We start from the raw sequence: 23683 nt of genomic DNA, 5'->3' as shown, positions 1-23683 counted from the left end.
GTCGCCGAGCGACCATGGAGGGCATGACGCACAAACTTCGCGCGGAGTACGGCCCGCAGGGGGCGGCGGGCGGAGTCAAGTCCTGGCACGTGGTGCGGGACGAGGACCCGTCGGCGGCGCTCTGCGGCCGGACCATGTCCGACGACGCCGAGACGCGCCCCGAGGAGGAGTGGGGCACCGGGTTGCGCGGCTGCCAGCAGTGCGGCTCGCTCTACATCCACGAGGTGCCGCACATGCAGGGGAGCCATCCCTACAGCTAGGGCGCGCCCTAGGCACAGCTTGAGCATGGCCGAGCTCTGGAGGTCGCCATGAAGCTGCAAGACACGCTGAAGCCCGTCGACAGCCGGCTCGCCATGGTGTGGCGGATCGGGGCGGGGCTCGGGGGGATCTTCCTGATCGTGTTCGGGTGCCTGGGGCTGGCCGACCACCCCGGCTTCCTGGCCACCCACGGGGACCGGATCGCCGGGCTGTCGACCAACGGGGCGCTGAGCATCCTGTCCATCGTGGCGGGCGCGGTCCTGGTGGTCGGGGCGGTGATCGGCGGGAACTTCGCGTCGAACCTCAACATGGTGGTGGGCGTGCTGTTCGTGCTGTCCGGCTTCTACGGGCTGACGGTGCTCGGCCGGCCGGACGCGAACATCCTGAACTTCCGGATGTCCAACGTGCTGTTCGCGTTCGTCTTCGGGATCGTCCTGACGACCTTCGGGATGTACGGGCGGGTGAGCGGTCACCTGCCGCACGACAACCCGTTCTGGCGCGAGCGGATCGGGCACGAGGAGGGCCTGCCGTCCGGTGCCGCGAAGACCGTGGTGAAGGTCCTCCGCCCGAACCCGGGGCGGACCCACCCGGTCGGCCACTGACCGGCGCCGGGTGCCTATGCTCGGCGGCATGAGTGACATCGTCGAGCTCGACCCCGAAGACAAGAAGATCATCACCCTGGCCCGCTCGGCCCGCGCCCGCAACGGCGTGGCCGAGGGGGCCGCGGTGCGTGACGAGACCGGGCGCACCTACGTGGCCGGCACGGTCGCGCTGGAGTCGCTGCGGCTGAGCGCCCTCCAGGCGGCGGTGGCGATGGCCGTGGCCAGCGGCGCCAGGTCGCTGGAGGCGGCGGCCGTGGTGAGCGAGGCGGAGCAGCCGGCCGAGGCCGACCTGGCGGCCGTGCGGGACCTGGGCGGGGCCGGCACGCCGGTGCTGCTGGCCGGGCCGGACGGGACGCTGCGGGTGTCCGCCGAGGCCCGCTGAGGCCCGTCGGGAGGCCCGTCGGGAGGTCCGTACGGGGCCTGCGCGAGCCCTGGGCGGGGCCCGTGCGGGCCCCGTACCAGCGACCATGGTCCCGGCCCGCCTCAGGCGGATAATCTCACCGGGGGAGTGGACTCGGTGAGGGGACTGGGGCATGGGGGCGGTGGCGTTCTTCGCCGGGCTGCTGGTGTTCGTGATGGGGCTGGGCAAGTGGCAGGAGACCGGGTCGGACCTCTGGCTGTACGGCTCGCTCGCCTTCCTGCTGGTACTGGTGGTGTTCTCGCTGATCCCCACCGGCGGCAAGGGCGGGAAGGGCGGAAAGAAGGGTTGAGCGCGCCCCCGGACACCCCCGGGGGCGGGCCCGGACGGCGGGGCTCCGGTGATCAGGGAGAATGGAGCCCATGAATGCCCCTTCCTCCTCGTACCGCTCCGGGTTCGCGTGCTTCGTCGGCCGGCCCAACGCGGGCAAGTCGACCCTGACCAACGCCCTGGTGGGGACGAAGGTCGCGATCACCTCCGACCGCCCGCAGACCACCCGGCACACCGTGCGCGGCATCGTGCACCGCCCGGACGCCCAGCTCGTGCTGGTCGACACCCCCGGTCTGCACAAGCCGCGCACCCTGCTCGGCGAGCGCCTCAACGACCTGGTCCGCACCACCTGGGCCGAGGTCGACGTGATCGGTTTCTGCCTCCCCGCCGACCAGAAGATCGGCCCCGGCGACAAGTTCATCGCCAAGGAGATCGCCGGGATCAAGAAGACCCCGAAGGTCGCCATCGTCACCAAGACCGACCTGGTCGACTCCAAGCGCCTCGCCGAGCAGCTGATCGCCATCCACCAGCTCGGCATCGAGCTGGGCTTCGAGTGGGCCGAGATCATCCCGGTCTCGGCGGTGGGCGATCAGGCAGTGGGACGCAGTCCCTCGGACAAGGGTGGTGGTGGGCGAAGGGCCGGCCAGGTGGAGCTGGTCGCCGACCTGCTCACCAAGCTGCTGCCGGAGGGCGACCAGCTCTACCCGGAGGGCGACCTCACCGACGAGCCCGAGCAGATCATGGTCGCCGAGCTGATCCGCGAGGCCGCGCTGGAGGGCGTGCGCGACGAACTGCCGCACTCGCTGGCCGTGGTGGTCGAGGAGATGCTCCCGCGCGAGGGCCGCCCGGCGGACCGCCCGCTGCTGGACATCCACGCCAACGTCTACATCGAGCGGCAGAGCCAGAAGGCGATCGTGATCGGCGCCAAGGGCTCGCGGCTCAAGCACGTCGGCACCACCGCCCGCAAGCACATCGAGGCGCTGCTGGGCACGCCGGTCTACCTGGACCTGCACGTCAAGGTCGCCAAGGACTGGCAGCGCGACCCCAAGCAGCTGCGCAAGCTGGGATTCTGAACCCGGGCTCCCCGCGAGGGAGTTCGATCGGTCGGGAGGATCGGGGCCCGTCCGGACGTTGTGCGTCCGGGCGGGCCCTCGCCGTGGCCCGGCCGTACGCGACGTCAGAAGGGGCACACCGCGATGGAGTTGCACACCCGGGAGTGGGGCGACGGGGACCGGCTGGCCGTGCTGGTGCACGGCATCATGTCCGACCACCGCACCTGGCGGCTGGTCGGCCCGGCGCTGGCCGAACGGGGCTACCGCGTGATCGCCGTCGACCTGCGCGGGCACGGGCGCAGCCCGCGCGGCACCGGGGCGAGCCCGGCGGAGCGCTACCCGCTGGAGGCGTACGCCGAGGACCTGTTGGACACCCTGCCGGCCGGTCCGGAGCTGGCGATCGGCCACTCGCTGGGCGGCATAGCGCTGGCGGGCGCGGTGGAGCGGCTGAAGCCGGCCCGCGCGGTGTACGTCGACCCGGCCTGGCGGTTCGCCCAGGTCGGGGTGGACCCGCGGCTGATGGTCCAGCTGCGGGACCTCACCCGGGAGCAGATCGTCGGGCTCAGCCCGACGTGGGAGCCGGCCGACGTGGACGACGAGATCGCCGCCGCCGCCGTCTGGGACGAGGACTCGGCGTGGGGCATGGCCGACGGGCGCACCGACCTGCCGGCCCGGCCCGCGGTGCCCTCGCTGGTGGTGCTGGCCGGCCGCAGCGTGCTGATCGACGTGGCGAGCGCCGAGGCACTGCGCGCCCGGGGCTTCGAGGTGCGCACCGTCCCCGGCACGGGCCACACCGTCCACCGGGACGACCCGGCCGGCTTCCTGGCCGCGCTCGACGGCTGGCTCTGACCCCCGGCGCGGGGGCGCGCTTCCTAGGCGCCCTCGCGCAGCACCAGGGAGACCAGCTCCCGTTGCGAGTCGGTGAGCTTCGGGTCGGCGCAGTACACCGACCGGCCGTCGACGGTGATCTCGTAGTGGAAGCCGTCCGGCACCCCGTAGGAGGGCGCGCGCAGCCCGCCCGCGACGGCCTCGCGGGCGAGTGCGTGCACGTGCGGGGCGTCCGTGCGGTCGGCGGTGTCGATCTCCGCCTGGCGGACGATCCCCGCGAAGCCGCCGGTCCGGGTCACCTGGATACGCATGGTGTCCATGGTGCTACGCAGGGAGGGGGTTTGCCGGGCTTTTCCCGGACCGTGACCTTAAGCCCGCCTCAACCCGGTCTCAACCACCCTTCAGGTGCGCCCCGGTGGTCCGGCCTGCCGTCACCCCGGGCTGATCCCGACCTGCGCCCAGGAGGCCGTGACGGTGTCCGCGACCGAGCGGTCGTCGGGGTAACGGGCCTTGGCGGCGGCCACGGTGGCCCGGGCGAAGGCGGTGAAGTCGGCGTCGGAGGGCAGCGTGCGCCCGGTCAGCGCGTCGTACCAGATCCGCCCCGCGCGCTCCCAGGCCGAACCGCCGAGCGCGGTGGCCAGCAGGTAGAACGCGTGGTTGGGGATGCCGGAGTTGACGTGCACCCCGCCGTTGTCCTGGGAGGTGTTCACGTAGTCCCGCATGTGCGCGGGCTGCGGGTCCTTGCCCAGCTGCGGGTCGTCGTAGGCGGTGCCGGGCGCCTTCATGGAGCGCAGCGCCACGCCCTGGACGCCGGGGGCGAGCAGCCCGGCGCCGATCAGCCAGTCGGCGTCGGCGGCGCCCTGGTGCAGCGAGTACTGCTTGACCAGCGAGCCGAAGACGTCGGAGACCGACTCGTTGAGCGCGCCGGGCTGGTCCTGGTAGTCCAGGCCGGCGGTGAACTGGGTGACGCCGTGGGTGAGTTCGTGGCCGATGACGTCGATGCAGGCGGTGAAGTCGCCGAACACCACGTTGTCGCCGTCGCCGAACACCATCTGGTGGCCGTTCCAGAAGGCGTTGTCGTAGTTGCGGCCGTAGTGGACGCTGGCGTCCAGCCGCAGGTTCCGGTCGTCGATCGAGTGCCGCCCGAAGACGTCGGCGTAGAGCGCGAAGGTGGCGCCGAGGCCGTCGTAGGCGTGGTTGACGGAGCCGTCGGAGGACGCGCCCTGTCCCTCGGTGCGCACGGTGCGCCCGGGCAGCCGCTGGCCGTGGCCGCTGTCGTACACCACCCGGTCGAGGCCCGCGACGGCGGCGACGGGCGCGGGCGGGGAGAGCCGGGCCGCGCGGTGCGCGGCGTCGAGGGCCAGGGAGTGGACGGCGGGTTCGTGACCGGCCTCGGCGAGGCGGTCCAGGACGTACGGCGGGACGATCGTGCAGATCGGTACTGCTGCGGTCATGTGGCCCAGAGTGAGGCCTTGATGACCTATTGTCACCACCTTTGACGGGATCGGTCGCGTCTCAAGGAGTGGAACGGAAGCCCGGATCACTTCGGGGGCGCGCGGCGCTGGGTTACGCTGGGGCCATCATGCGCAACGGGCTGCTTCTTCTTAGCTGCCGCGTCGAGGGCCTGTAGTCCACCGGGCCGGCACCCTCGCCGCGGGGAACGAGCTGTGCGCGCAACGCGATCCGACGGCGGATCGCGAGCCGCAGCCGAGGCCGGCCAGTCGGTGTCGACCGGTGTCGACCCCTCCCGACCCGCCCGCACGCATCACAGGAAGCCGAGTCACCTCCATGACCGAGCAGAACTCCGCCGCGCCCGTCCCCGCCGGCCGTCCCTTCGTGGACCGCCCCACCCCGATCACCGCCGCCTCGGTGCGCCAGCGGCCCTCGGGCATGCGGTACGGGCGCTACCTGCCGTTCGGCACCGTCGACCTGCCGGACCGGACCTGGCCGGACCAGGTGATCACCAAGGCGCCGCGCTGGCTGTCCACCGACCTGCGGGACGGCAACCAGGCGCTGATCGACCCGATGTCGCCGGCCCGCAAGCGGATGATGTTCGACCTGCTGGTGAAGATGGGCTACAAGGAGATCGAGGTCGGCTTCCCGTCCTCCGGCGCCACCGACCACGCCTTCGTCCGCTCGCTGATCGAGGAGGGGGCGATCCCGGAGGACGTCACCATCTCGGTGCTGACGCAGGCCCGCGAGGAGCTGATCGAGAAGACGGTGGAGTCGCTGGTCGGCGCCCCGCGGGCGACCGTCCACCTGTACAACGCGACCGCGCCGCTGTTCCGCCGGGTGGTGTTCCGCAACGACAAGGCGGCCACCAAGGCGATCGCCACCGAGGGCACCCGGCTGGTGATGGAGTACGCGGAGAAGCTGCTGGGCGACGAGACCGCCTTCGGCTACCAGTACTCGCCGGAGATCTTCGTCGACACCGAGCTGGACTTCGCGCTGGAGGTCTGCGAGGCCGTCATGGACGTCTGGCAGCCGGGCGAGGGCCGCGAGATCATCCTGAACCTGCCCGCCACCGTCGAGCGGGCCACCCCGAACGTCCAGGCCGACCAGTTCGAGTGGATGTCGCGCCACCTGTCCCGCCGCGAGTTCGTCTGCCTGTCGGTGCACCCGCACAACGACCGCGGCACCGCCGTCGCCTCCGCGGAGCTGTCCTACATGGCGGGCGCCGACCGGATCGAGGGCTGCCTGTTCGGGCAGGGCGAGCGGACCGGCAACGTCGACCTGGTGACGCTGGGGATGAACCTGTTCTCCCAGGGCATCGACCCGCAGATCGACTTCTCCGACATCGACGAGGTGCGCCGCACCGCCGAGTACTGCAACCAGATGGAGGTGCACCCGCGCCACCCGTACGCCGGCGACCTGGTGTACACCTCCTTCTCCGGCTCGCACCAGGACGCCATCAAGAAGGGCTTCGACGTCCTGGAGGCGGACGCCGCGGCCGCGGGCGTGCCGGTGGCGGAGCACACCTGGGGCGTGCCGTACCTGCCGATCGACCCGAAGGACGTCGGCCGCACCTACGAGGCGGTCATCCGGGTCAACAGCCAGTCCGGCAAGGGCGGCGTGGCGTACGTGCTGAAGAACGACCACAAGCTGGACCTGCCGCGCCGGATGCAGATCGAGTTCTCCCGGATCATCCAGGCCAAGACCGACGCCGAGGGCGGCGAGGTCAGCCCGGCCGAGATCTGGGGGGTCTTCGAGGACGAGTACCTGCCGACCACCGACAACCCGTGGGGCCGGATCGCGCTGAGCGGCTCGCGCACCCTGACCACCGAGGACGGCCGGGACGCGCTGACCGCCGAGGCCCTGGTGGACGGCGCCCCGGTGACCCTGACCGGTGCCGGCAACGGCCCGGTCTCGGCCTTCGCCGACGCGCTGGCCCGGATCGGCGTGGACGTACGCGTCCTGGACTACGCCGAGCACGCGCTGAGCGAGGGCGGGGACGCCCAGGCCGCCGCCTACGTGGAGTGCGCGGTGGACGGCAAGGTGCTGTGGGGCGTGGGCATCGACGGCAACACCGTGCTGGCCTCGCTGAAGGCCATGATCAGCGCCGTCAACCGCTCGCAGCGCGGCTAATTCGAACGGGTGGTGTGCGAAGGGCCGTCCCCCGGGGCGGCCCTTCGCCGCGTCCACCTGGCGTTGTGGCCTGCGCCACATTTTTTCGAGCCGGAAGCCGTTCGAGGTACTGACACGTGCCGGTAACCGTGGCAACATCGATCCACCGGAAAGCCGGGTCGGTGGGACGGCCTCGGTGTCCGGTCGCGTGACCTGCCCACTGTCGAGCAGGCCGCCTGCCATGTCTGGGGAGTGGCGCCGTGACCAGGTTGTGGGGTGTTCGCCCGCGGTGGCGGACTGACGTTCTCGGTGACTTCTTCTGTCCGGGCTGCGGCGGGGACCGCAACTACCGCCGGCAGCACGGCCGGCGGTGGCTGCGGTTGCTGGGGACCCCGGTCCTCCCGCTCGGCCCGGTGATCGGCAGCGTGCAGTGCACCAGTTGCCACGGCCGGTACGGCGTCGAGAGCCTGGAGCAGCCCACCTGCGTGCGCCTCGGCGCGATGCTGCGGGACGCCCAGTACACCGTCGCGCTGGCCCTGCTCGCGGCCGGCGGCACCGCCCACCGGGCGGCCCGCGACGCGGCCTGCGCGGCGGTGCGCGAGGCCGGGTTCGAGGACTGCGGCGAGGCCCAGGTGCTGGCCGCGCTCGCCGCGCTCTCCGGGCTCGGCGACGAACTCCACGACGCCCGCGGGCTGTCCGGCGGCCTGGCCGTCGAACTGCACGCGGTGCTCGAACCGCTCGCCCCGCACCTGGCCCACCACGGCCGCGAGCGGCTGCTGCTGCAGGGCGCGGCGATCGCGCTGGCGGACGGGCGCTACCTGCCGCAGGAGCGCGACGCGCTGGCCGCCGTCGGGCTCTGCCTGGACCTGCCGAAGTCCCGGGTCGGGGCGCTGCTGGAGGCGGCGACCAGGGCCCCGTACAAGTAGCGCCGCCGGACCGGGCGCCGCACGCGGGGCACCGGTCACCGCGCGACGCCGTCCGCACCACCGGAACGCGACCGTCCGTACCTCCGGCACCCGACCGCCCCCTCGCCTTCGGGGGCCGCCGGACCTCCGGAATCCACCGACCACCTCCGAATCCCCCACAACGGGCCCCGGACTCCCCACCCGGGCCCGCCGTGACCCGCACCGCAGTGGTCTCCCCCACGGCCTCCGGTGCGGGCAACACGGCTGTCCGGCCCCGGGGACGGGTGGGGGACAATGGTCCCCATGAGTCTTTTCCGGGACGACGGCGTCGTGCTGCGGGCGCAGAAGCTCGGCGAGGCCGATCGGATCATCACCCTGCTGACCCGCCACCACGGCAAGGTGCGGGCGGTCGCGCGCGGGGTGCGGAAGACCAAGTCCAAGTTCGGCGCCCGGCTGGAGCCGTTCTCGCACGTGGACGTGCAGTTCTTCAGCCGGGGGAGTGAGCTGATCGGCCGGGGATTGCCGCTCTGCACCCAGGTGGAGACCATCGCCCCCTACGGCGGCCCGATCGTCGCCGACTACGGCCGCTACACGGCCGGCACCGCGATGCTGGAGACCGCCGAGCGGTTCGCCGAGAACGAGGGCGAACCCGCCGTCCAGCAGTACCTGCTGCTGGTCGGGGGGCTGCGCACGCTGGCCGCCGGGCTGCACGAGTCGCACCTGGTGATGGACGCCTTCCTGCTGCGCTCGCTCGCGGTGAACGGGTACGGCGCGAGCTTCACCGACTGCGCCAAATGCGGCCTGGAGGGACCGAACCGTTTCTTCTCCCTCCCCGCGGGCGGGGTGCTCTGCGGCGACTGCCGAGTGCCCGGATGTGCCGTACCCTCCCCTGAGACACTGGTACTGCTCGGGGCGCTGCTGTCAGGGGACTGGCGGACGGCCGACGCCTGCGAGCCGCGGTACTGGCGGGAGGGCAGCGGCCTGGTCGCGGCCTATCTGCAGTGGCACCTGGAGCGGGGCATCCGCTCGATGAGATACGTGGAGAAGTGAGCACATGGCAGCGCGACGGCTCTTCGGCGGCGGCAAGCAGAGGACGTACGTCCCCCCGACCCCGCACCCCAGCGGTGCACAGCCCCCGAAGCTCCCCGGCGAGCTGGTCCCCAACCACGTCGCCATCGTGATGGACGGCAACGGCCGTTGGGCCAAGGAGCGCGGGCTGCCCCGCACCGAGGGCCACAAGGTCGGCGAGTCCGTGGTGCTGGACGTCCTCAAGGGCGCCATCGAGCTCGGGGTCAAGAACATCTCGCTGTACGCGTTCTCCACCGAGAACTGGAAGCGGTCGCCCGAGGAGGTGAAGTTCCTGATGAACTTCAACCGGGACGTCATCGCCCGCCGCCGCGACGAGATGGACGCGATGGGCGTGCGGATCCGCTGGGCGGGCCGGATGCCCAAGCTGTGGAAGAGCGTCGTCCAGGAGCTCCAGGTCGCCGAGGAGCAGACCAAGGGCAACGACGCCGTCACGCTCTACATGTGCGTCAACTACGGCGGCCGGGCCGAACTCGCCGACGCGGCGCAGGCGATCGCCCAGGACGTCGCGGCCGGGAAGCTCGACCCGAAGAAGGTCAACGAGAAGACCCTGGCCAAGTACATGTACCACCCGGACATGCCGGACGTGGACCTGTTCCTGCGCCCCAGCGGCGAGCAGCGCACCTCCAACTTCCTGCTGTGGCAGTCGGCTTACGCCGAGTTCGTGTTCCAGGACGTGCTCTGGCCGGACTTCGACCGCCGCGACCTGTGGCGCGCCTGCGAGCAGTACGCGATGCGTGACCGGCGCTTCGGCGGGGCGATCCCGAACGAGGTCGGCGCGCCGGTGCCCTCCCAGCGCTGAGGCGCGTGCGGCCGCCGGAACGGGTACGGCCCTCGGAACGGGTACGGCCGCCGGAACGGGTACGGCCCTCGGAACGGGTACGGCGAAGGGCCCGTGGTTTCTCCCACGGGCCCTTCGCCGTCGCTCAGACCTTCTTGGCGCACTCCGCGCAGGTCCCGAAGATCTCCAGGGTGTGCGCGATGTCGCTGAAGCCGTGCTCGGCGGCGACCGAGTTGGCCCAGCGCTCCACCGCGGGGCCCTCCACCTCGACGGTCGCGCCGCAGTGCCGGCAGACCAGGTGGTGGTGGTGCCCGCTGCTGCACCGGCGGTAGACCGCCTCGCCGTCGGCGGTGCGCAGCACGTCCACCTCACCGGCGTCCGCCAGCGACTGGAGCGTGCGGTAGACCGTGGTCAGACCGACGGAGTCCCCGCGGTGCTTGAGCAGGTCGTGGAGCTCCTGCGCGCTGCGGAAGTCCGCGATCTCGTCCAGGGCCGCCGAGACGGCGGCACGCTGCCGGGTCGATCGGGCGCGCGGCGACGGGCCTGCGGTGGTCACCGTGGGTCCTCCTGGGGTCGTGGGCGTCTCGCACATCATTGTGCCAGCCCGGCCCGTCGCCCAGGGGTGGTCGTGTCGGACGGTTCGGAGACGGCCTGTTCCGGCAGCTCCACGTCGCACACCTTCGGCCCGTGTTCGCCCGTGCCGCGGTGGCGCCGTCGGGCGAGCGGAGCGGCGAGCAGGCTGAACACCGCGAAGACCGCGATGGCGAGCAGCACGATGGCCGGACCGGAGGGCACGTCGAGCTGGTAGGAGCCGGTGACGCCGGCCAGCGCGACGACCACGCCGAGCGCGATCGAGGCGGCCTGGGTGGCGGCGAAGGACCGGGTGAGCTGCTGGGCGGCGACCACCGGGACCACCATCAGCGCGCTCACCAGCAGCAGCCCGACCACCCGCATGGCGACGGTGACGGTGACCGCGGCCATCACCGCGAGCAGCAGGTTGAGGGTGCGCACCGGCACGCCGGTGACCCGGGCGAAGTCCTCGTCCTGGCAGATCGCGAAGAGCTGGCGGCGCAGGCCCACGGTGACCGCGATGACCACCGCGCCGAGCACCGCGATGGTGGCCAGGTCGGCGGGGGCGACGGTGAGGATCGAGCCCCACAGGTAGCTCTCCAGCGAGCCGGCCCCGGCCTGGGCGGACATCGAGACCAGCAGCTTGCCGCAGGCCATGCCGCCGTAGAAGAGCATCGCGAGGGCGATGTCGCCGCGCTGGTTGCCGCGCGAGCGGACCAGCTCCATGGTGACGGCGCCGAGCACGCAGACCAGCACGGCCATCCAGACCGGGCTGGTCTGGAAGATGAAGCCGAGGCCGACGCCGGTCATCGCGACGTGGCCCATGCCGTCGCCCATCAGGGCCTGGCGGCGCTGCACCAGGTAGATGCCGACGGCCGGGGCGGTGATCCCGACCAGGACGGCGGCGAGCAGGGCGCGCTGCATGAAGTCGTAGGAGAGCATCTCGGTCATGCCAGCAGCCTCGGCGGGGTCAGGTCGGCGTGCGGGTGGACGTGGTCGTGGCCGGGCAGCGCGTGCAGGCCGGTGTTGGGCACGGGCGGGCCGTCGTGGGCGACGCAGCCGTCCCGCAGCACCACGGCGCGGTCGATCAGCGGTTCCAGCGGCCCGAGTTCGTGCAGCACGAGGAGGACGGAGGCGCCGCGGCCGACCTCGGTGCGCAGGGTGTCGGCGAGCACCTGCTGGCTCGCGGCGTCCACGCCGGCCATCGGCTCGTCCATGATCAGCAGGTCGGGGGAGCCGACCAGGGCGCGGGCGATCAGCACCCGCTGCTGCTGGCCGCCGGACAGGTCGGCCACGCCGTCCTGGGCCCGGTCCAGCATGCCGACGGCGGCCAGCGCTCGGTCCACCGCCTCGCGGTCCCTGCGGCGGAACGGCAGCAGCCGGTGCTGCGGCAGCCGTCCGGTGGAGACCACCTCGCGGACGGTGGCGGGGACGCCGGAGGCGGCGGTGGTGCGCTGCGGGACGTACCCGATCCGGTGCCAGGCGCGGAAGGAGCCGTACGGCGTGCCGAACAGCTCCAGGGTGCCCCGCTCCAGCGGGACGGAGCCGATCACGGCCTTGACGGTGGTCGACTTGCCGGAGCCGTTGGCGCCCAGCAGGGCGACCACCTCGCCGGGGCGGACGGTGAGGTCGACGCCGCGCAGCACCGGCCGGCCGCCGCGCGCGGCGACGGCGTCGCGGAGGCGGACGGCCGGGGGTATCGGGTCGGTCATGGTGCTCGGTCCCGTCAGTTCGCGGGGGCGGGGGTGGTGGCGTCGGCGGCGGGGGCCGCAGGTGCCGCGGGGGCGCCGAGGGCGGCCCGGAGGTTGGCCAGGTTCTGCTTCATGACGGTCAGGTAGTCGTCCTTGGACGGGTCCTTGACGCCCTCCAGCGGGTCCAGGACGGCGGTCTTGAGGCCGAGGTCCCTGGCGACGGTCTCGGCGAGCTTGGGGCTGACCAGGGTCTCGAAGAAGACGGTGGTGGCGCCGTTGTCCCGGGCGGCCTTCTGCACGGCGGCGAGGCGGGCCGGGGTGGGCTCGGACTCCGGGTCGACGCCGTTGATGGCGACCTGGGTGAGGCCGTAGTGGTCGGCGAGGTAGCCGAAGGCGGCGTGGCTGGTGACGAAGGTCCTGGTGGTGGCGTCCTTCAGCCCGGCCTGGAACTCCTGGTCGAGCGCGGTGAGCTTGGTGACGAGCTCGTCGGTGTTCTTCCGGTAGTCCTCGGCGTGGGTCGGGTCGGCCTTGGCGAACTCCTCGCCGACGTTCCTGGCGACCGCCGCGTAGCGGGTCGGGTCGAGCCAGATGTGCGGGTCGCCGGCCGCGCCCTCGTGCTGGTGGCCGTCCCCGCCGTGGGCGTCGGTCCCGTGGCCGTCGGCCCCGTGGTCCGCGCCCTCGGTGCCCTCGTCGAGGTGGTGGTCGACCAGCGGGGCGGCGGCGGTTGCGTCGATCTTGTGCTTGCTGGACGACTGCGCGACGGCCTGGTCGACGGTGGGCTGGAGGCCCTTGAGGTAGACGATCGCGTCGGCCTTCTGGACCGTGCCGACCTGCTTGGCGGTGAGCTCCAGGTCGTGCGGTTCGACGCCGGCGGCGGTGAGGTCGGTGACCGCGACGTGCTCCTTGCCGATCTGCTGGGCCAGGAACTCCATCGGGTAGAAGGACGCGACGACCTTCAGCCTGCCGTTGCCGCTGTCGGCGCTGCTGCTGCCTCCGCAGGCCGTGAGGGCGAGGGAGGCGGCGAGGGCGGTGGTGGCGATGGCCAGGGAACGGCGGGTCCGGCGGGTCAGTCCGAGTCGAGGCAGTCCGATCATCATGACAATCATTCTCATCTCACATGGAAATGATTGTCAAATCACTCGGACGGGTGAACGACAGGTGGCGGAGAGTGGGGGCGGCCGGACGATACCGATTTGAATCACGTACCCGTATGGCCGGTAACCTGAGGTATTCGGGTACGCGCAACCAGCCGTGCCCTGACCGTGCCGTACGTCATGAAGAGAGCACTGTGGCCGCCGACAAGATCGACACGATCGTCAGCCTGAGCAAGCGCCGTGGCTTCGTCTACCCCTGCAGCGAGATCTACGGCGGCACGCGTGCCGCCTGGGACTACGGGCCGCTGGGCGTCGAGCTCAAGGAGAACATCAAGCGCCAGTGGTGGCGTGCGATGGTCCAGGCCCGTGAGGACGTCGTCGGACTCGACTCGTCGGTGATCCTCGCCCGCGAGGTCTGGGAGGCCTCCGGTCACGTCGCCACCTTCAACGACCCGCTGACCGAGTGCCTCTCCTGCCACAAGCGCCACCGGGCCGACCACCTGGAGGAGAAGTACGAGGCCAAGCACGGCTTCCCGCCGCCGAACGGCCTCAAGGACGTCAACTGCCCCGACTGCGGCACCAAGGGCCAGTTCACCGAGCCCAAGGACTTCTCGGGCATGCTGAAGACCCACCTCGGCGTCACCGAGGAGGCGAGCGGCCTGGCGTTCCTGCGCCCGGAGACCGCCCAGGGCATCTTCACCAACTTCAAGGCCGTCCAGACCACCTCGCGCAAGAAGCCGCCGTTCGGCATCGCCCAGACCGGCAAGAGCTTCCGCAACGAGATCACCCCCGGCAACTTCATCTTCCGGACCCGTGAGTTCGAGCAGATGGAGATGGAGTTCTTCGTCAAGCCGGGCGAGGACGAGCAGTGGCACGAGTACTGGCTCCAGCAGCGCTGGGACTGGTACGTCGGCCTCGGCCTGCGCACCGAGAACATGCGCTTCTTCGAGCACCCGAAGGAGAAGCTCTCCCACTACGCCAAGCGCACCGTGGACATCGAGTACCGCTTCAACTTCGGCGGCAGCGAGTTCTCGGAGCTGGAGGGCGTCGCCAACCGCACCGACTACGACCTGCGGGTGCACAGCGAGGCGTCCGGCCAGGACCTGAAGTACTTCGACCAGGAGTCCGGCGAGCGGTACTTCCCGTACGTCATCGAGCCGGCGGCCGGCCTCAACCGCGCCATGCTGGCCTTCCTGATCGACGCCTACTTCGAGGACGAGGCGCCGAACGCCAAGGGCGTCATGGAGAAGCGCGTCGGCATGCGGCTCGACCCGCGCCTGGCCCCGGTCAAGGTCGCCGTCCTGCCGCTGTCGCGCAACGCCGAGCTGTCCCCGAAGGCCCGCGGCCTGGCCGCCGACCTGCGCACCGCGTGGAACGTCGAGTTCGACGATGCCGGCGCCATCGGCAAGCGCTACCGCCGCCAGGACGAGATCGGCACCCCGTTCTGCGTCACGGTCGACTTCGACACCCTCGAGGACAACGCGGTGACCGTCCGCGACCGCGACACCATGTCGCAGGAGCGCGTCTCGCTGGACCAGGTCAAGGCGTACCTGGGTGCGCGCCTGATCGGCTGCTAGCGGCCGCTGTCCGTTCGGGGAGCCCTCGTCCGCCCTGCCGGGGCGGACGGGGGCTCCTTGCCGTCCGGGGCTCTCGCCGTCGGGGGTCTTGCCGTGGGGGGTCTTGCCGTCGGGGGTTTCTTGCCGTCGGGCGCGCCGGGTCGGGGCGGGGTGGTGGCCGGGCGCGGACGCCCTTCCCGTGCCGCTACCGCCGTCCCCAGCGGGAGCGCGGGGCCGCGGGCGGTCGGGTCGGGAGGCCGGCGGTGCGCAGGGCGGCAAGGGTGGTGCGGTGACGGGCCTCGTCGGCGAGCATCGCGGCCAGCAGCTGCGCGTAGAGCTCGGAACGGCCGGAGCCGTCCAGCGCCGCGGCCAGCCGGACCACCTCCACGGGCGGGCGCAGGACGGCCAGTTCGTTCAGCAGGAGGGTGGCGAGCGCGGGCGGCAGCCCGGCCGCGAGGTCGGCGAGGTCGTCGGTGGAGCGGCCCGCGGCCTGGCGCAGCAGGGTCCGGACGTCGGAGGTCCGGCCGTGCTGCTGGAGGCAGGCGGCCAGGGTGGTCAGCTCGGGCATCGGCGCCGACCCCCACTCCCAGATCAGTGTCGCGCTGTCGGCGGCCAGTCCGGCCTGGTCCAGCGCGGAGAGCAGGCCCGGGACGTAGGCGGCCGGGTAGCTCCAGAAGGCGTGGAACACCTCGGCCGCCTCCTCGGCCAGGCCCAGCTCGCGCAGCTCGGCGAGGACGGCGACGGAACGGTCGGGCGCGGACCGGGCGATGCTGCGGGCGAGGTGGAGCGAGCCGCCGGAGGGGCCGTACCGGGCCAGCATGCCGACCAGCAGCGCGGCGTCGGCGGGGGTGAGGCGGGCGGCGGCCGCGTCGATCACCTCGGTGGCCTCGGCGTGGGAACCGGACCGGTGGAGCACGGTGATCCGCTCGGTGAGGGCGCCGAGGTCGGGGCGGGCGGGCGGCTGAGGGGCCTGCTGCCGCGGGGGCTCCGGCCGGAGCCGCTGGTGCTGGTGCTGGTGCTGTGGCGGCGGCGGGGGCTGGGGGTGTTGCTGCTCCGGCGGCGAGGGCTGCTGCCCGTGCCGGATCCGGCTCTCCAACGCCTCCAGCTGGTCGCTGAGTTGGAGGCACCGGGCGCCCAGGCCCTCGCGGAGGGTGCGGGCCTGGGCGAGCTGGCGCAGCAGCTCCCCGTCCGGCCGCTGGCGGCCCGGTGTGCCCCGGATCGCCTCGTTCAGGCGCCGTTCACGTTGGCTCGCGTAGCGGCTCGCACGGAGTAACTCGTCCAGTTCTGCGCGGAGTTCGGCGGCCTGTTGCTCGCCCTCCGGCTGCCGGCCCGCGGATTGTGCCGTCGGCCGCATGCGCATGATCGCCCCAACCTGTCCATCCGGACCCTGACTGCGTGACATCCTCGCGTCAGTATGTGGCGTCGGAGTTAAGAGCGCACGACCAGTCGTGTCCGAGTGGTGTCAAGGAGCGCGCAGACGGCGGTCGTTGCGAGAAGTGCGCCGGTCGCGCTCCGTAGGAGAGTCGCCTCGTAGTACGGGCCGGGCGCCAGCGCCGCGACAGCGCATCCGACCAGCACACCCGCGACGGCGGGCGGCAGGAGGAGCGCCGCATCCCGGCGGAGCGCCGCGCCGATCACCAGGAGCCCTGCCAGGGCCGCCAGTTGGGGTGTTCCGAAGCTCTCCGCATAGCGGATCGACAGGGCGGGGACGAGGAACAGCGCGAGCGCCCGGCCGAGCGTCCCGGTGAGTGCGGCGGTGTACGGGCCCGGCGGCCGGCGCTGAGCCGGGGAGGGGACGGCGCGGGTGGCGACCAGCACCGCCGACGCGACCGCGGCGGAGGCGAGGTGGTCGCCGAGCCGGGCGAGGTTGTAGAGCAGCGCGGTGTCGTACAGCACCAGCATCAACTGGCCGTACGCCCACAGGTCGAGGGCGAAGCGGAACGGGCTGGCGGGCGGCTCGGGCCGGGGCTCGGACCCGGACCCGGGTTCGGACCCGGACCCGGACCCGGACTCGGGCTCGCGCCGGGCCAGCCAGGCGATCAGGGGAGGGGTGGCGCAGGCCGCGAGCGAGCGGAGCACGAGGTCGTCCACGGTGAAGGGGTTGCGCAGGTCCCACTCCACCGCGCAGAACGCCACCGTGTACGAGACGGCGGCCGGCGGGACCAGCGGCGAGCGGGCCAGCCGGACGTACAGTGCGCGGTCCAGCCGTCGCACGACAGCGGCGAACGCCAGCAGCACCAGCGGCAGTTCGAGGAACGCCTGGACCCTGAGCACGGACGGGGCCAGCAGCTCCGGGGCCGGGAAGCGCGCCGCGAGGAAGTCCAGGCGCGGGACGTCGAACCAGCCGGGCGGCAGGTAGCGGGCGATGAAGGAGGCGTCCCCGTGGTGCACCCGGTTCACGTACACCGCGACGAGCACCTGGTTGAGGAGGATCAGCGCGACGACCGCCGCCAGCACCGGCTCCGGTCCGAACGGGCGCCTGCGCCGTGGGAGGTTGGCCTCCGCCTCCTGCCGCGCGGGGTGGGGCGGCTGCCGTGCGGGGCGGGCTTCCCGTCGTGCGGGGCGGGCTTCCGGTCGTGCGGGGCCGGCCTCCCGCCGCAGCACCCTCGGCACCAGGAACAGGGCGGTGGCGGCCGAGGCCACGACCGTCCCGTCCAGCAGTCGAGCCGTTCCGCTCATCCGCGCAGCCGCGCACGCGCCTCCATCAGAGCGAAGCCGAGCAGGTTCAACCCGCGCCACTCGTCGGGCTGTTGGGCCCGGATGTCGTCGGCGGCGAGCCCGATGCCCCAGATCCGGTCCAGCGGGCTGGCCTCGACCAGCACCCGGTCGCCGGTGCCCAGCAGGTAGCCGCGCAGGGCCTCGTCCTGCCCGAACTTCGCGACGTTGCCCGCCACCACCAGTTCGAAGCGTCCGGCCGTCCAGGTCTCGTCGTCGAAGCCCTTGACCAGCCGGCCCAGCTTCTTCGCCTCGGCGGGCGTCCGGGCCGCGAGCACCCGCCGCACGATCTCCTCGTCACCGAACATCCGGGCCTTGCCGGCCATCATCCAGTGCTCGGCGGAGGCGTACGTGACCCCGTCGACGGTGAACTCGCCGGGCCACCACTGGCTCAGGCACTCCTGCCGGGTGCCGCCGCCCTTGCGCTCGGTGTGCCCCCAGAACATCACCCACTTCGGCCGCGCCCCGTCGGCCATCAGCGCGGCCAGCTCCTCGCGGCTGCGAACGGCGGCCGGCTCCCCCACGTGCATCTCGCTCATATCGTCAGTCTGACATGAAGGGTTCCGGACCGCGAACCGTTTCGCGGCGAATCACCCGGGGGTGGCGACCCGGATCCCGTCGGCCGGCATCGAGGGGCCGTCCTGCCGGCCGTCCCGACGCACCCGGCGCCGCCGGCCCGGTCCGGGCGGCCCCGGCCGAGGTGCACCGCGCGAGGTCAGGCGCCGGCGGCCAGCTCCAGGAACCGCAGCCCGACCTCCGTCACCTCCTCGGGCGCCCACCCCAGCGCCGGCCGGCCGAGGCTGACTTCGGCCATGGCGAGACCGGGGGCGGCGTCCTCCCAGTACGGGACGAACCAGACGTCCTCCTCCTCGGCGAGGGCCAGGTGGGCGGCGTTCAGGGCCTTGGCCGGATGCGGCAGCCAGAGCTGGAACTCGTGCGTGGGCGGGACCTCCGGGTACAGCCGGGCGCCGGGGAGGGCGGCCAGGGCCGGGGCGAGGGTCGTGGCGTGGCGGGTGTACTCCGCCAGCTCGGGCAGGACGGTGTCCAGGCCGTGGAGGGCGGCGAGCGCGGCCGGCCAGTGCTGGAACATCCGGCCGCCGTAGCGGTGGAGCCAGGTGCGGGCGTAGGCGGTGAGGGCGGAGTCACCGGCGAGGGCGGCGCCGCTGATCCCGCCGAGGTCCTTGTAGTAGGAGACGTAGACGCTGTCGGCGAGGGCGGCGATCTCGTCGAGCCGCTTGTCGAAGTGGACCGTGGTGTTCCAGAGCCGGGCGCCGTCGAAGTGCACCCGGGCGCCGGTCTCGCGGGCCGCGGCCACCAGGGCCGTCAGCTCGTCCCAGCCGGGGAGGAGGTAGCCGGGGTCGCGCAACGGGAGTTCGACCGTGAGGGTGCCGAACGGCTGCCCCAGCTCCCGGAGTTCCTCGGGTGTCGGCTGGCGCTGCTCGGTGGTGGGCCAGAGCCCGCGCAGCCCGGTGAGCTGGGTGTAGGCGTGGCGCTCGTGCCGCTCGATGTGGCTGAGCGGGTGCAGGGCGACGGCCGGGTTGCCGGTCTGCTCGGCGTGGTGGCGGAGGGCGACCTGCTGGGCCATCGTCCCGGTGGGGAAGAAGACCGCGTCCTCCTTGCCGAGCAGCGCGGCGGTCCGCTCCTCCAACTGCCGCACCGGGCCGTCGCTGCCGTAGAAGTCGGGGCAGGCGTCCAGGCCCTCCACGGCGGAGAGTTGGGCCAGGCGCTCGCGGATGCTGAGGACGCGGTCGGCGGAGAGGAAGCGCTTGCAGGTCATCCGGGCCGCGCGGCGCCGCTGGAACTCGCTCTGGTCATCGGTCATCCGGCGATTGTCGGACCCGTGCCGGGTCGGGGCCAACTGCTTTTCGCCGTGGGGGAGTGGGCCGCCCCGGGGCCGTCCGCCCGCCCCGCGCCCGCACGGTGCCGGTCAGGACCCGGCGGGAGCGGGCAGGAGTTCGGCGATCTCCGCCAGGACCCGGGCCGCCGGCGCCGGGGCGACCAGCCACTTCAGGTGGCTGCCGGGGAGCGTCCGGACGTCGTAGGGGTTCTCCGGGGTCAGCGCGTCGCCCTCGCGGATCATCCGGTCCTGCATGGCGAGCGGCACGCTGGTGTCCTCGGTCAGCCGGACGTACGACTTGGGGATCCGGCCCCAGCTGTCGGCCTGAGCCCGGTCCTCGGGCGTGCCGGCGTCGAGGTTCTCGTCGGGCTGGAAGGCGTTGAGGAAGACCAGGAACTCCTCGTCCGTCCCGTCGGCGAGGAAGGCCGCCTTGAAGGTCGCCACCACCTCGGGGTCGGCGGTGCGGAAGTTGACGCGCAGCAGCCCGAGTTCGGCGGGGTTCCCGACCATCGCCGCTGCCAGCCCGGCGGCGTCGACCGTGGCCATCTCGGGCTCGGCGTAGTAGCCGGCGACGTCGAGGTCGACGGGGGCCCAGGCCGAGACGTAGACGATCCGGTCGATCAGGTCGGGACGCCGGTTGGCCGCGACGGTGGCCGTCAGGCCCCCGCGGCTGTGCGAGACGAGGACGACGGGCCCGTTCCGCTTGGCCCGCTCCAGTATCCCGATGAGGTGCGAGACGTTGTCGGCGAGGGTGACGCCCTTGATGGCCCCGGGGGTGGTGGCGAGCCCTTCGGGGTCCTGCGGCGCCTGGTAGGCGCGCGGGTACGTCGCCGCGAAGCCGTGCCCCGGGAGGTCGACGGCGACGGAGCGGTGGCCGAGGAGGCCGAGTTCGGCCTGGAGCGGCGCGAAGGAGAAGGAGTTCGCGAAGGCTCCGTGAACCAGGACGAAGGTGGGTTGCATCTGTCTGCTCACTTTCTGGTCTCCCCGCCGCGAGGGGCGCCGCGGAGGACGTCCTCGGGCGCGGCGGGCGCCGGCGGTCGAGCGCGGGGCGTACGAGGGAGGCCCGCGAACGGCTGCCCGGCTGTCCGGTCGCCCGGCTGTTCCGACGGGCCACAGTACCGAGGGAAAGATCATCGCACTAGCTCGTCGTCGTGGGGCACTCCTCGGTGCGGCACCGCCCGGCGCACCCCGCGGTGTGCCGCTCGTCGGGCCAACGGCCCTCCAGGTGCAGCCGGATGAGCGCGGCGTGGGACAGCGGGCTGCCGGGGTCGGCGACGTCGCCGTTGGTGGTGTGGTCCAGGAGCACGACGTGCTCCTTGCCCCGGAGCCGTTCGACCAGGTCGGCGACGCGGTGTTCGAGGACCCAGCGGTAGGCCGGCAGGTAGATCCGGCGGCGGGCCGCCTCGTAGGACAGCAGCCGGTCGCCGTGCGGACCGGTGCGGTGGCCCTGGACGGGGCCGAACCGGCGCACCGTCCGCTTGAGGCCCCTCATCGAGGTGACGCGCAGCTTGGCGAGGTCGACGTCGCTGTCCGGGAAGACCTTGAGGGCCTGCCAGATGCCTTCCACCGACTGGCTGGTCACGCCCTCGCCGTAGGGCACGGGGATGCCGCCGTGCGGGTAGAACGGGCTCAGCCGCACCCAGGGGTCCGGCGCCCCGGAGGTGACGTCGATGATCTCCGCGCCGGGGAACGCGGCCTCCAGCGAGGCCGTCGTGCGGCGGCGGCCGGCGACGTGGATCGGCATCCGGGGGCTCCCTCTCTCGGTGGCACGGACCACCGAGTGTCCCCGGTGCCACCGACATTCCGGCCGGGGCCGTGCACCCGGAGACCCTGGTGGACGAGGGAACGGGGGCTCCCTCGATCGGGGGAGGCCGGTGATTCCCCGCGCGACCAGACTGGCGGGCGTGACCAGGGGCTTCCCGCCCCGCCGCGATTCCGGAGGAGTTGACCCGTGCATCGTCCGCACGTCCGCCACATGGCACTCGCCCTCACGCTCTCGACCGCCGTGGCCGTCGGGGCCCTGACACCGTCCGCCGCGTCGCCCGCGTCCGCCGCACCGGCCGTACTCGGCGTGTCCGCCGCGTCCGTCGCGTCCGCCGTGCCCGCACCGGACGGTGTGCAGCAGGGGCTGAACGCGCTGGTGCGGACGGACGGGGTGCCCGGCGCGCTCGCGACCGTCCGGGACGGGCGGGGGCGGAGCCGCGACTACACCGCCGGCGTGGGGGACCTGGCCACCGGCGCCGCCGTTCCCGCCGGCGGGCAGGTGCGGATCGGCAGCAACACCAAGACCTTCACCGCCGTCGTGGTGCTCCAGCTGGTGGGGGAGGGGAAGGTCGACCTCGACGCCCCCGTCGACACCTACCTTCCCGGTGTGGCCCGCGGCGAGGGCGTCGACGGGCGCGGCGTCACCGTCCGGCAGCTCCTCCAGCACACCAGCGGCCTGCCCGACTACGAGGGCCTGCTGGACGAAGCCTCGCTCCGCTCCCGGTACTTCGAGCCCAGGGAACTGGTGGACCTCGCACTGCGGCAGCCGCCCGTCTTCGACCCCGGGGCGCGGTTCGGCTACAGCAGCACCAACTACGTGCTGGCCGGCCTGCTCGTCCAGCGGGTGACCGGCCGGCCGCTCGCCGAGGAGATCGACCGGCGGATCGTCCGGCGCCTCGGGCTGCGGCACACCTCCTTCCCGGCCGTGGGCGACCGGACGATCCGGGAGGCCCACCCCAGGGGCTACCGCAGGGACTCCGCCGACGGGCCGCTGACCGACTTCACCGAGATGGACCCGTCGGCGGGCTGGGCGGCCGGGCAGATGATCTCCACCACCGCGGACCTCAACCGCTTCTTCGGCGCCCTGCTGGTTCCGGACCGCCTGCTGCCCTCGGCCCAACTCGCCCAGATGCGCGCCACGGTGCCGATCGGCGGCGACTCCGGTGCCGGCGCCGGACTGGGGATCATCAGCCGGCCGCTGTCCTGCGGCGGGGTCTACTGGGGGCACGGGGGCGACATCCCGGGCTACGAGACCCGGGGCGGTGCCACCGACGACGGGCGCGCCGCGAACATCGCGGTGACCACCGTCCCGGCCGACTACGCCGTCACGCGGCACCTCGAGGACGTCGTCGACGCCGCCCTGTGTCGCTGAGGCTCTACCAGCCGACGTGCGGGCACGCGGGCATGCGGGCATGCGGGCATGCCAGCGACCGGCATCGGGAGGCGGGCATCGGGCGGCGGGCCGAGGACGGGTCAGGAGCGGTGGTGGTTCCCCTCGTCGCCGATGACGCCGTTGCCGTGGTGGACGGACACGCTGGAGTACGTCGCCCGCATGCGCGCGGCGTGGGCGGTCCGCCGCTGTTCGATCAGCAGCCCCTCGGCGTCGTCGAACCGGTGCCGCCGAGCGCGTTCCCGGAGCACCAGGAAGGCCGTGGCGCCGACGACGATGGCGACGAGTGCGAACAGGAACACCATGACGAGGAGCATGACGTCACCTTCCCCCGGTTCGAGTGCGTCCGGCTTTTATCTCACGGGAGGCCGGTGAGCGCACCCCGCTCCTCGTGAGCGTGGGACGGCCGCCCTGGGCCCCGGGCGCGGACGAACTCCGGCTCCGCCGGCCCGGACAGGTCGGTTCCGGCCGCCGTGAGGTGCGGCCGGGCCGCCTGCGCCGGGTCCGGCCGGCAACGGCGGCCCGGCACGGCGGGCGTGCCTCGGGCACCCCGCGCGGGCATGACTTTCGACAGATCCGGTTCGACGGTCCCCCTCGTAGGGTCGTGGGCATGCGGATGAATGGGGCGGCGCTGCCCGCGGTGGCGGCGGTGTGTATCGGGCTGAGCGTCACGAGCCTCTGGTGGGCGCTGCCGGCGGTCGGGATCTCCTTCCTGGCCGGGCTGTGGACGGAGCGGGTACGGCCGGCGGCCGTGGTGTTCGCCGTCCTGGTCTCGGCCGGGGTGCTGGTGGTCGGGTCGGTGCCCGCCTGGATCGTTCTGGGCCTGCGGTTCGTCGCCCTCGCCGTGAGCACCGGCATGGGGCCGTGGCTGCTGGGCCGGTTCTGGCGGCAGTCGCAGGAGCTCGTACGGGCCGGCTGGGAGCGGGCCGAGCGGCTGGAACGCGAGCGGCAACTCGTCGCCGAGCAGGCGCGGCTGCGCGAGCGGGCCCGGATCGCCCAGGACATGCACGATGCCCTCGGGCACGACCTCAGCCTGATCGCCCTGCGTGCCGGGGCCCTCAAGCTCGCCCCCGACCTGGCCCCGCCCCACCGGGAGGCGGCCCAGGAGATCCGGGCGGGTGCGGCGGCCGCCGTCGACCGGCTCGGGGAGGTGATCGGCATCCTGCGCGACGGGGACGAGACCGGCGGTGCCACCCCCGCCGCCCACGGGCCGGCCGACTCGGACATCCCGCACCTGGTCTCCGAGGCGGTCGCGGCCGGACTGGACGTCCGCTCGGAGACCGTCGGCGAGCCGGGCGGGCT

At 73.0% G+C, this 23683-nt stretch carries 26 protein-coding genes; 13 read left to right on the top strand and 13 right to left on the bottom strand.

The features are described 5' to 3' along the window. The first annotated feature begins 23 nt into the window (after positions 1-23). The 6 genes from ACWD4P_RS31485 to ACWD4P_RS31460 all read left to right on the top strand — a co-directional run bounded on the left by ACWD4P_RS31485 (position 24) and on the right by ACWD4P_RS31460 (position 3449). Positions 24-260, top strand: coding sequence for a hypothetical protein (locus tag ACWD4P_RS31485; RefSeq protein ID WP_359823531.1), 237 nt, complete (start codon positions 24-26; stop codon positions 258-260). Positions 261-308: 48 nt separating this feature from the next. Next, positions 309-860: a DUF4383 domain-containing protein gene (locus tag ACWD4P_RS31480; RefSeq protein ID WP_359823528.1), complete on the top strand. Its 552-nt coding sequence runs from the start codon at positions 309-311 to the stop codon at positions 858-860. 28 nt (positions 861-888) lie between these two features. Next, a complete protein-coding gene (locus ACWD4P_RS31475; protein ID WP_449781995.1) occupies positions 889-1242 on the top strand; it encodes a cytidine deaminase in 354 nt (117 codons plus the stop codon). Between the two features lie 151 nt (positions 1243-1393). Next, complete coding sequence (locus ACWD4P_RS31470) at positions 1394-1570, top strand: hypothetical protein (protein ID WP_359823525.1); 177 nt, start codon at positions 1394-1396, stop codon at positions 1568-1570. A gap of 70 nt (positions 1571-1640) precedes the next feature. After that, entirely contained in the window at positions 1641-2621 is a 981-nt protein-coding gene (locus ACWD4P_RS31465) for a GTPase Era (RefSeq protein WP_449781994.1), read from the top strand. A 123-nt stretch (positions 2622-2744) separates the two neighbouring features. Beyond that, a complete protein-coding gene (locus tag ACWD4P_RS31460) occupies positions 2745-3449 on the top strand; it encodes an alpha/beta fold hydrolase (protein ID WP_449781993.1) in 705 nt (234 codons plus the stop codon). A 23-nt stretch (positions 3450-3472) separates the two neighbouring features. Here the strand turns inward: ACWD4P_RS31460 and ACWD4P_RS31455 are convergent, their stop codons facing one another. Together ACWD4P_RS31455 and ACWD4P_RS31450 are read right to left on the bottom strand one after the other, a co-directional pair. Beyond that, positions 3473-3739 carry a protealysin inhibitor emfourin gene (locus ACWD4P_RS31455; RefSeq protein ID WP_049651101.1) on the bottom strand — a complete coding sequence of 89 codons (267 nt, stop codon included), beginning with the start codon at positions 3737-3739 and terminating at the stop codon, positions 3473-3475. Positions 3740-3859: 120 nt separating this feature from the next. Beyond that, the gene (locus ACWD4P_RS31450; protein ID WP_449781992.1) at positions 3860-4882 is read right to left on the bottom strand and encodes a M4 family metallopeptidase; all 1023 of its coding nucleotides are present in this window, start codon (positions 4880-4882) and stop codon (positions 3860-3862) included. A 334-nt stretch (positions 4883-5216) separates the two neighbouring features. On the opposite strand from ACWD4P_RS31450, the gene leuA reads away from it, so the two are divergent. The 4 genes from leuA to ACWD4P_RS31430 all read left to right on the top strand — a co-directional run bounded on the left by leuA (position 5217) and on the right by ACWD4P_RS31430 (position 9785). Further along, positions 5217-7013, top strand: coding sequence for a 2-isopropylmalate synthase (leuA, locus tag ACWD4P_RS31445; protein ID WP_359823515.1), 1797 nt, complete (start codon positions 5217-5219; stop codon positions 7011-7013). Between the two features lie 239 nt (positions 7014-7252). Then, positions 7253-7918 carry a TerB family tellurite resistance protein gene (locus ACWD4P_RS31440; RefSeq protein WP_449781991.1) on the top strand — a complete coding sequence of 222 codons (666 nt, stop codon included), beginning with the start codon at positions 7253-7255 and terminating at the stop codon, positions 7916-7918. Between the two features lie 282 nt (positions 7919-8200). After that, entirely contained in the window at positions 8201-8947 is a 747-nt protein-coding gene (gene recO, locus ACWD4P_RS31435) for a DNA repair protein RecO (protein ID WP_359823511.1), read from the top strand. A 4-nt stretch (positions 8948-8951) separates the two neighbouring features. Further along, positions 8952-9785, top strand: coding sequence for an isoprenyl transferase (locus ACWD4P_RS31430; RefSeq protein WP_359823509.1), 834 nt, complete (start codon positions 8952-8954; stop codon positions 9783-9785). Positions 9786-9909: 124 nt separating this feature from the next. Here the strand turns inward: ACWD4P_RS31430 and ACWD4P_RS31425 are convergent, their stop codons facing one another. Genes ACWD4P_RS31425 through ACWD4P_RS31410 form a run of 4 tightly spaced genes read right to left on the bottom strand, consistent with a single transcriptional unit; the run spans position 9910 to position 13122 of the window. Beyond that, positions 9910-10320: a Fur family transcriptional regulator gene (locus ACWD4P_RS31425; RefSeq protein WP_049651097.1), complete on the bottom strand. Its 411-nt coding sequence runs from the start codon at positions 10318-10320 to the stop codon at positions 9910-9912. Between the two features lie 35 nt (positions 10321-10355). After that, positions 10356-11285, bottom strand: a complete 930-nt coding sequence (locus ACWD4P_RS31420; RefSeq protein ID WP_449781990.1) for a metal ABC transporter permease — start codon at positions 11283-11285, stop codon at positions 10356-10358. Then, complete coding sequence (locus ACWD4P_RS31415; RefSeq protein ID WP_359823507.1) at positions 11282-12046, bottom strand: metal ABC transporter ATP-binding protein; 765 nt, start codon at positions 12044-12046, stop codon at positions 11282-11284. The genes ACWD4P_RS31420 and ACWD4P_RS31415 overlap by 4 nt, the downstream gene beginning before the upstream one ends. Positions 12047-12060: 14 nt before the next feature. Continuing rightward, positions 12061-13122 (bottom strand): metal ABC transporter substrate-binding protein, encoded by a 1062-nt coding sequence (locus ACWD4P_RS31410; RefSeq protein ID WP_449781989.1) that lies wholly within the window; start codon positions 13120-13122, stop codon positions 12061-12063. A gap of 191 nt (positions 13123-13313) precedes the next feature. Between ACWD4P_RS31410 and ACWD4P_RS31405 the strand changes: the two genes are divergently transcribed. Continuing rightward, on the top strand, positions 13314-14696 hold the full coding sequence (locus tag ACWD4P_RS31405; protein ID WP_224279482.1) for a glycine--tRNA ligase: 1383 nt from the start codon (positions 13314-13316) through the stop codon (positions 14694-14696). A gap of 184 nt (positions 14697-14880) precedes the next feature. Here ACWD4P_RS31405 and ACWD4P_RS31400 read toward each other — a convergent pair whose 3' ends face one another. The 6 genes from ACWD4P_RS31400 to ACWD4P_RS31375 all read right to left on the bottom strand — a co-directional run bounded on the left by ACWD4P_RS31400 (position 14881) and on the right by ACWD4P_RS31375 (position 20971). After that, a complete protein-coding gene (locus ACWD4P_RS31400; protein ID WP_449781988.1) occupies positions 14881-16035 on the bottom strand; it encodes a hypothetical protein in 1155 nt (384 codons plus the stop codon). Positions 16036-16103: 68 nt separating this feature from the next. Then, positions 16104-17354, bottom strand: a complete 1251-nt coding sequence (locus tag ACWD4P_RS31395; protein ID WP_449781987.1) for a hypothetical protein — start codon at positions 17352-17354, stop codon at positions 16104-16106. Then, complete coding sequence (locus tag ACWD4P_RS31390; protein ID WP_449781986.1) at positions 17351-17929, bottom strand: NADAR family protein; 579 nt, start codon at positions 17927-17929, stop codon at positions 17351-17353. The genes ACWD4P_RS31395 and ACWD4P_RS31390 overlap by 4 nt, the downstream gene beginning before the upstream one ends. 176 nt (positions 17930-18105) lie before the next feature. Further along, positions 18106-19212, bottom strand: a complete 1107-nt coding sequence (locus ACWD4P_RS31385) for a threonine aldolase family protein (protein ID WP_359823497.1) — start codon at positions 19210-19212, stop codon at positions 18106-18108. A 105-nt stretch (positions 19213-19317) separates the two neighbouring features. Continuing rightward, the gene (locus ACWD4P_RS31380) at positions 19318-20199 is read right to left on the bottom strand and encodes an alpha/beta fold hydrolase (RefSeq protein WP_449781985.1); all 882 of its coding nucleotides are present in this window, start codon (positions 20197-20199) and stop codon (positions 19318-19320) included. 166 nt (positions 20200-20365) lie between these two features. After that, positions 20366-20971 carry a DUF6939 family protein gene (locus tag ACWD4P_RS31375; protein WP_359824794.1) on the bottom strand — a complete coding sequence of 202 codons (606 nt, stop codon included), beginning with the start codon at positions 20969-20971 and terminating at the stop codon, positions 20366-20368. Between the two features lie 231 nt (positions 20972-21202). Here ACWD4P_RS31375 and ACWD4P_RS31370 point away from each other — a divergent pair, with 231 nt between their 5' ends. Continuing rightward, positions 21203-22363, top strand: a complete 1161-nt coding sequence (locus ACWD4P_RS31370; protein ID WP_449782001.1) for a serine hydrolase domain-containing protein — start codon at positions 21203-21205, stop codon at positions 22361-22363. A 101-nt stretch (positions 22364-22464) separates the two neighbouring features. On the opposite strand, the gene ACWD4P_RS31365 is transcribed toward ACWD4P_RS31370, so the two are convergent. Then, positions 22465-22698: a hypothetical protein gene (locus ACWD4P_RS31365; protein WP_359824792.1), complete on the bottom strand. Its 234-nt coding sequence runs from the start codon at positions 22696-22698 to the stop codon at positions 22465-22467. 293 nt (positions 22699-22991) lie between these two features. On the opposite strand from ACWD4P_RS31365, the gene ACWD4P_RS31360 reads away from it, so the two are divergent. Continuing rightward, on the top strand, positions 22992-23683 hold a 692-nt coding region (locus ACWD4P_RS31360; protein ID WP_449781984.1), incomplete at its 3' end, for a histidine kinase.

This window comes from Kitasatospora sp. NPDC002543, from assembly GCF_053594915.1.
This window is presented reverse-complemented; position numbering and strand designations above follow the sequence as displayed.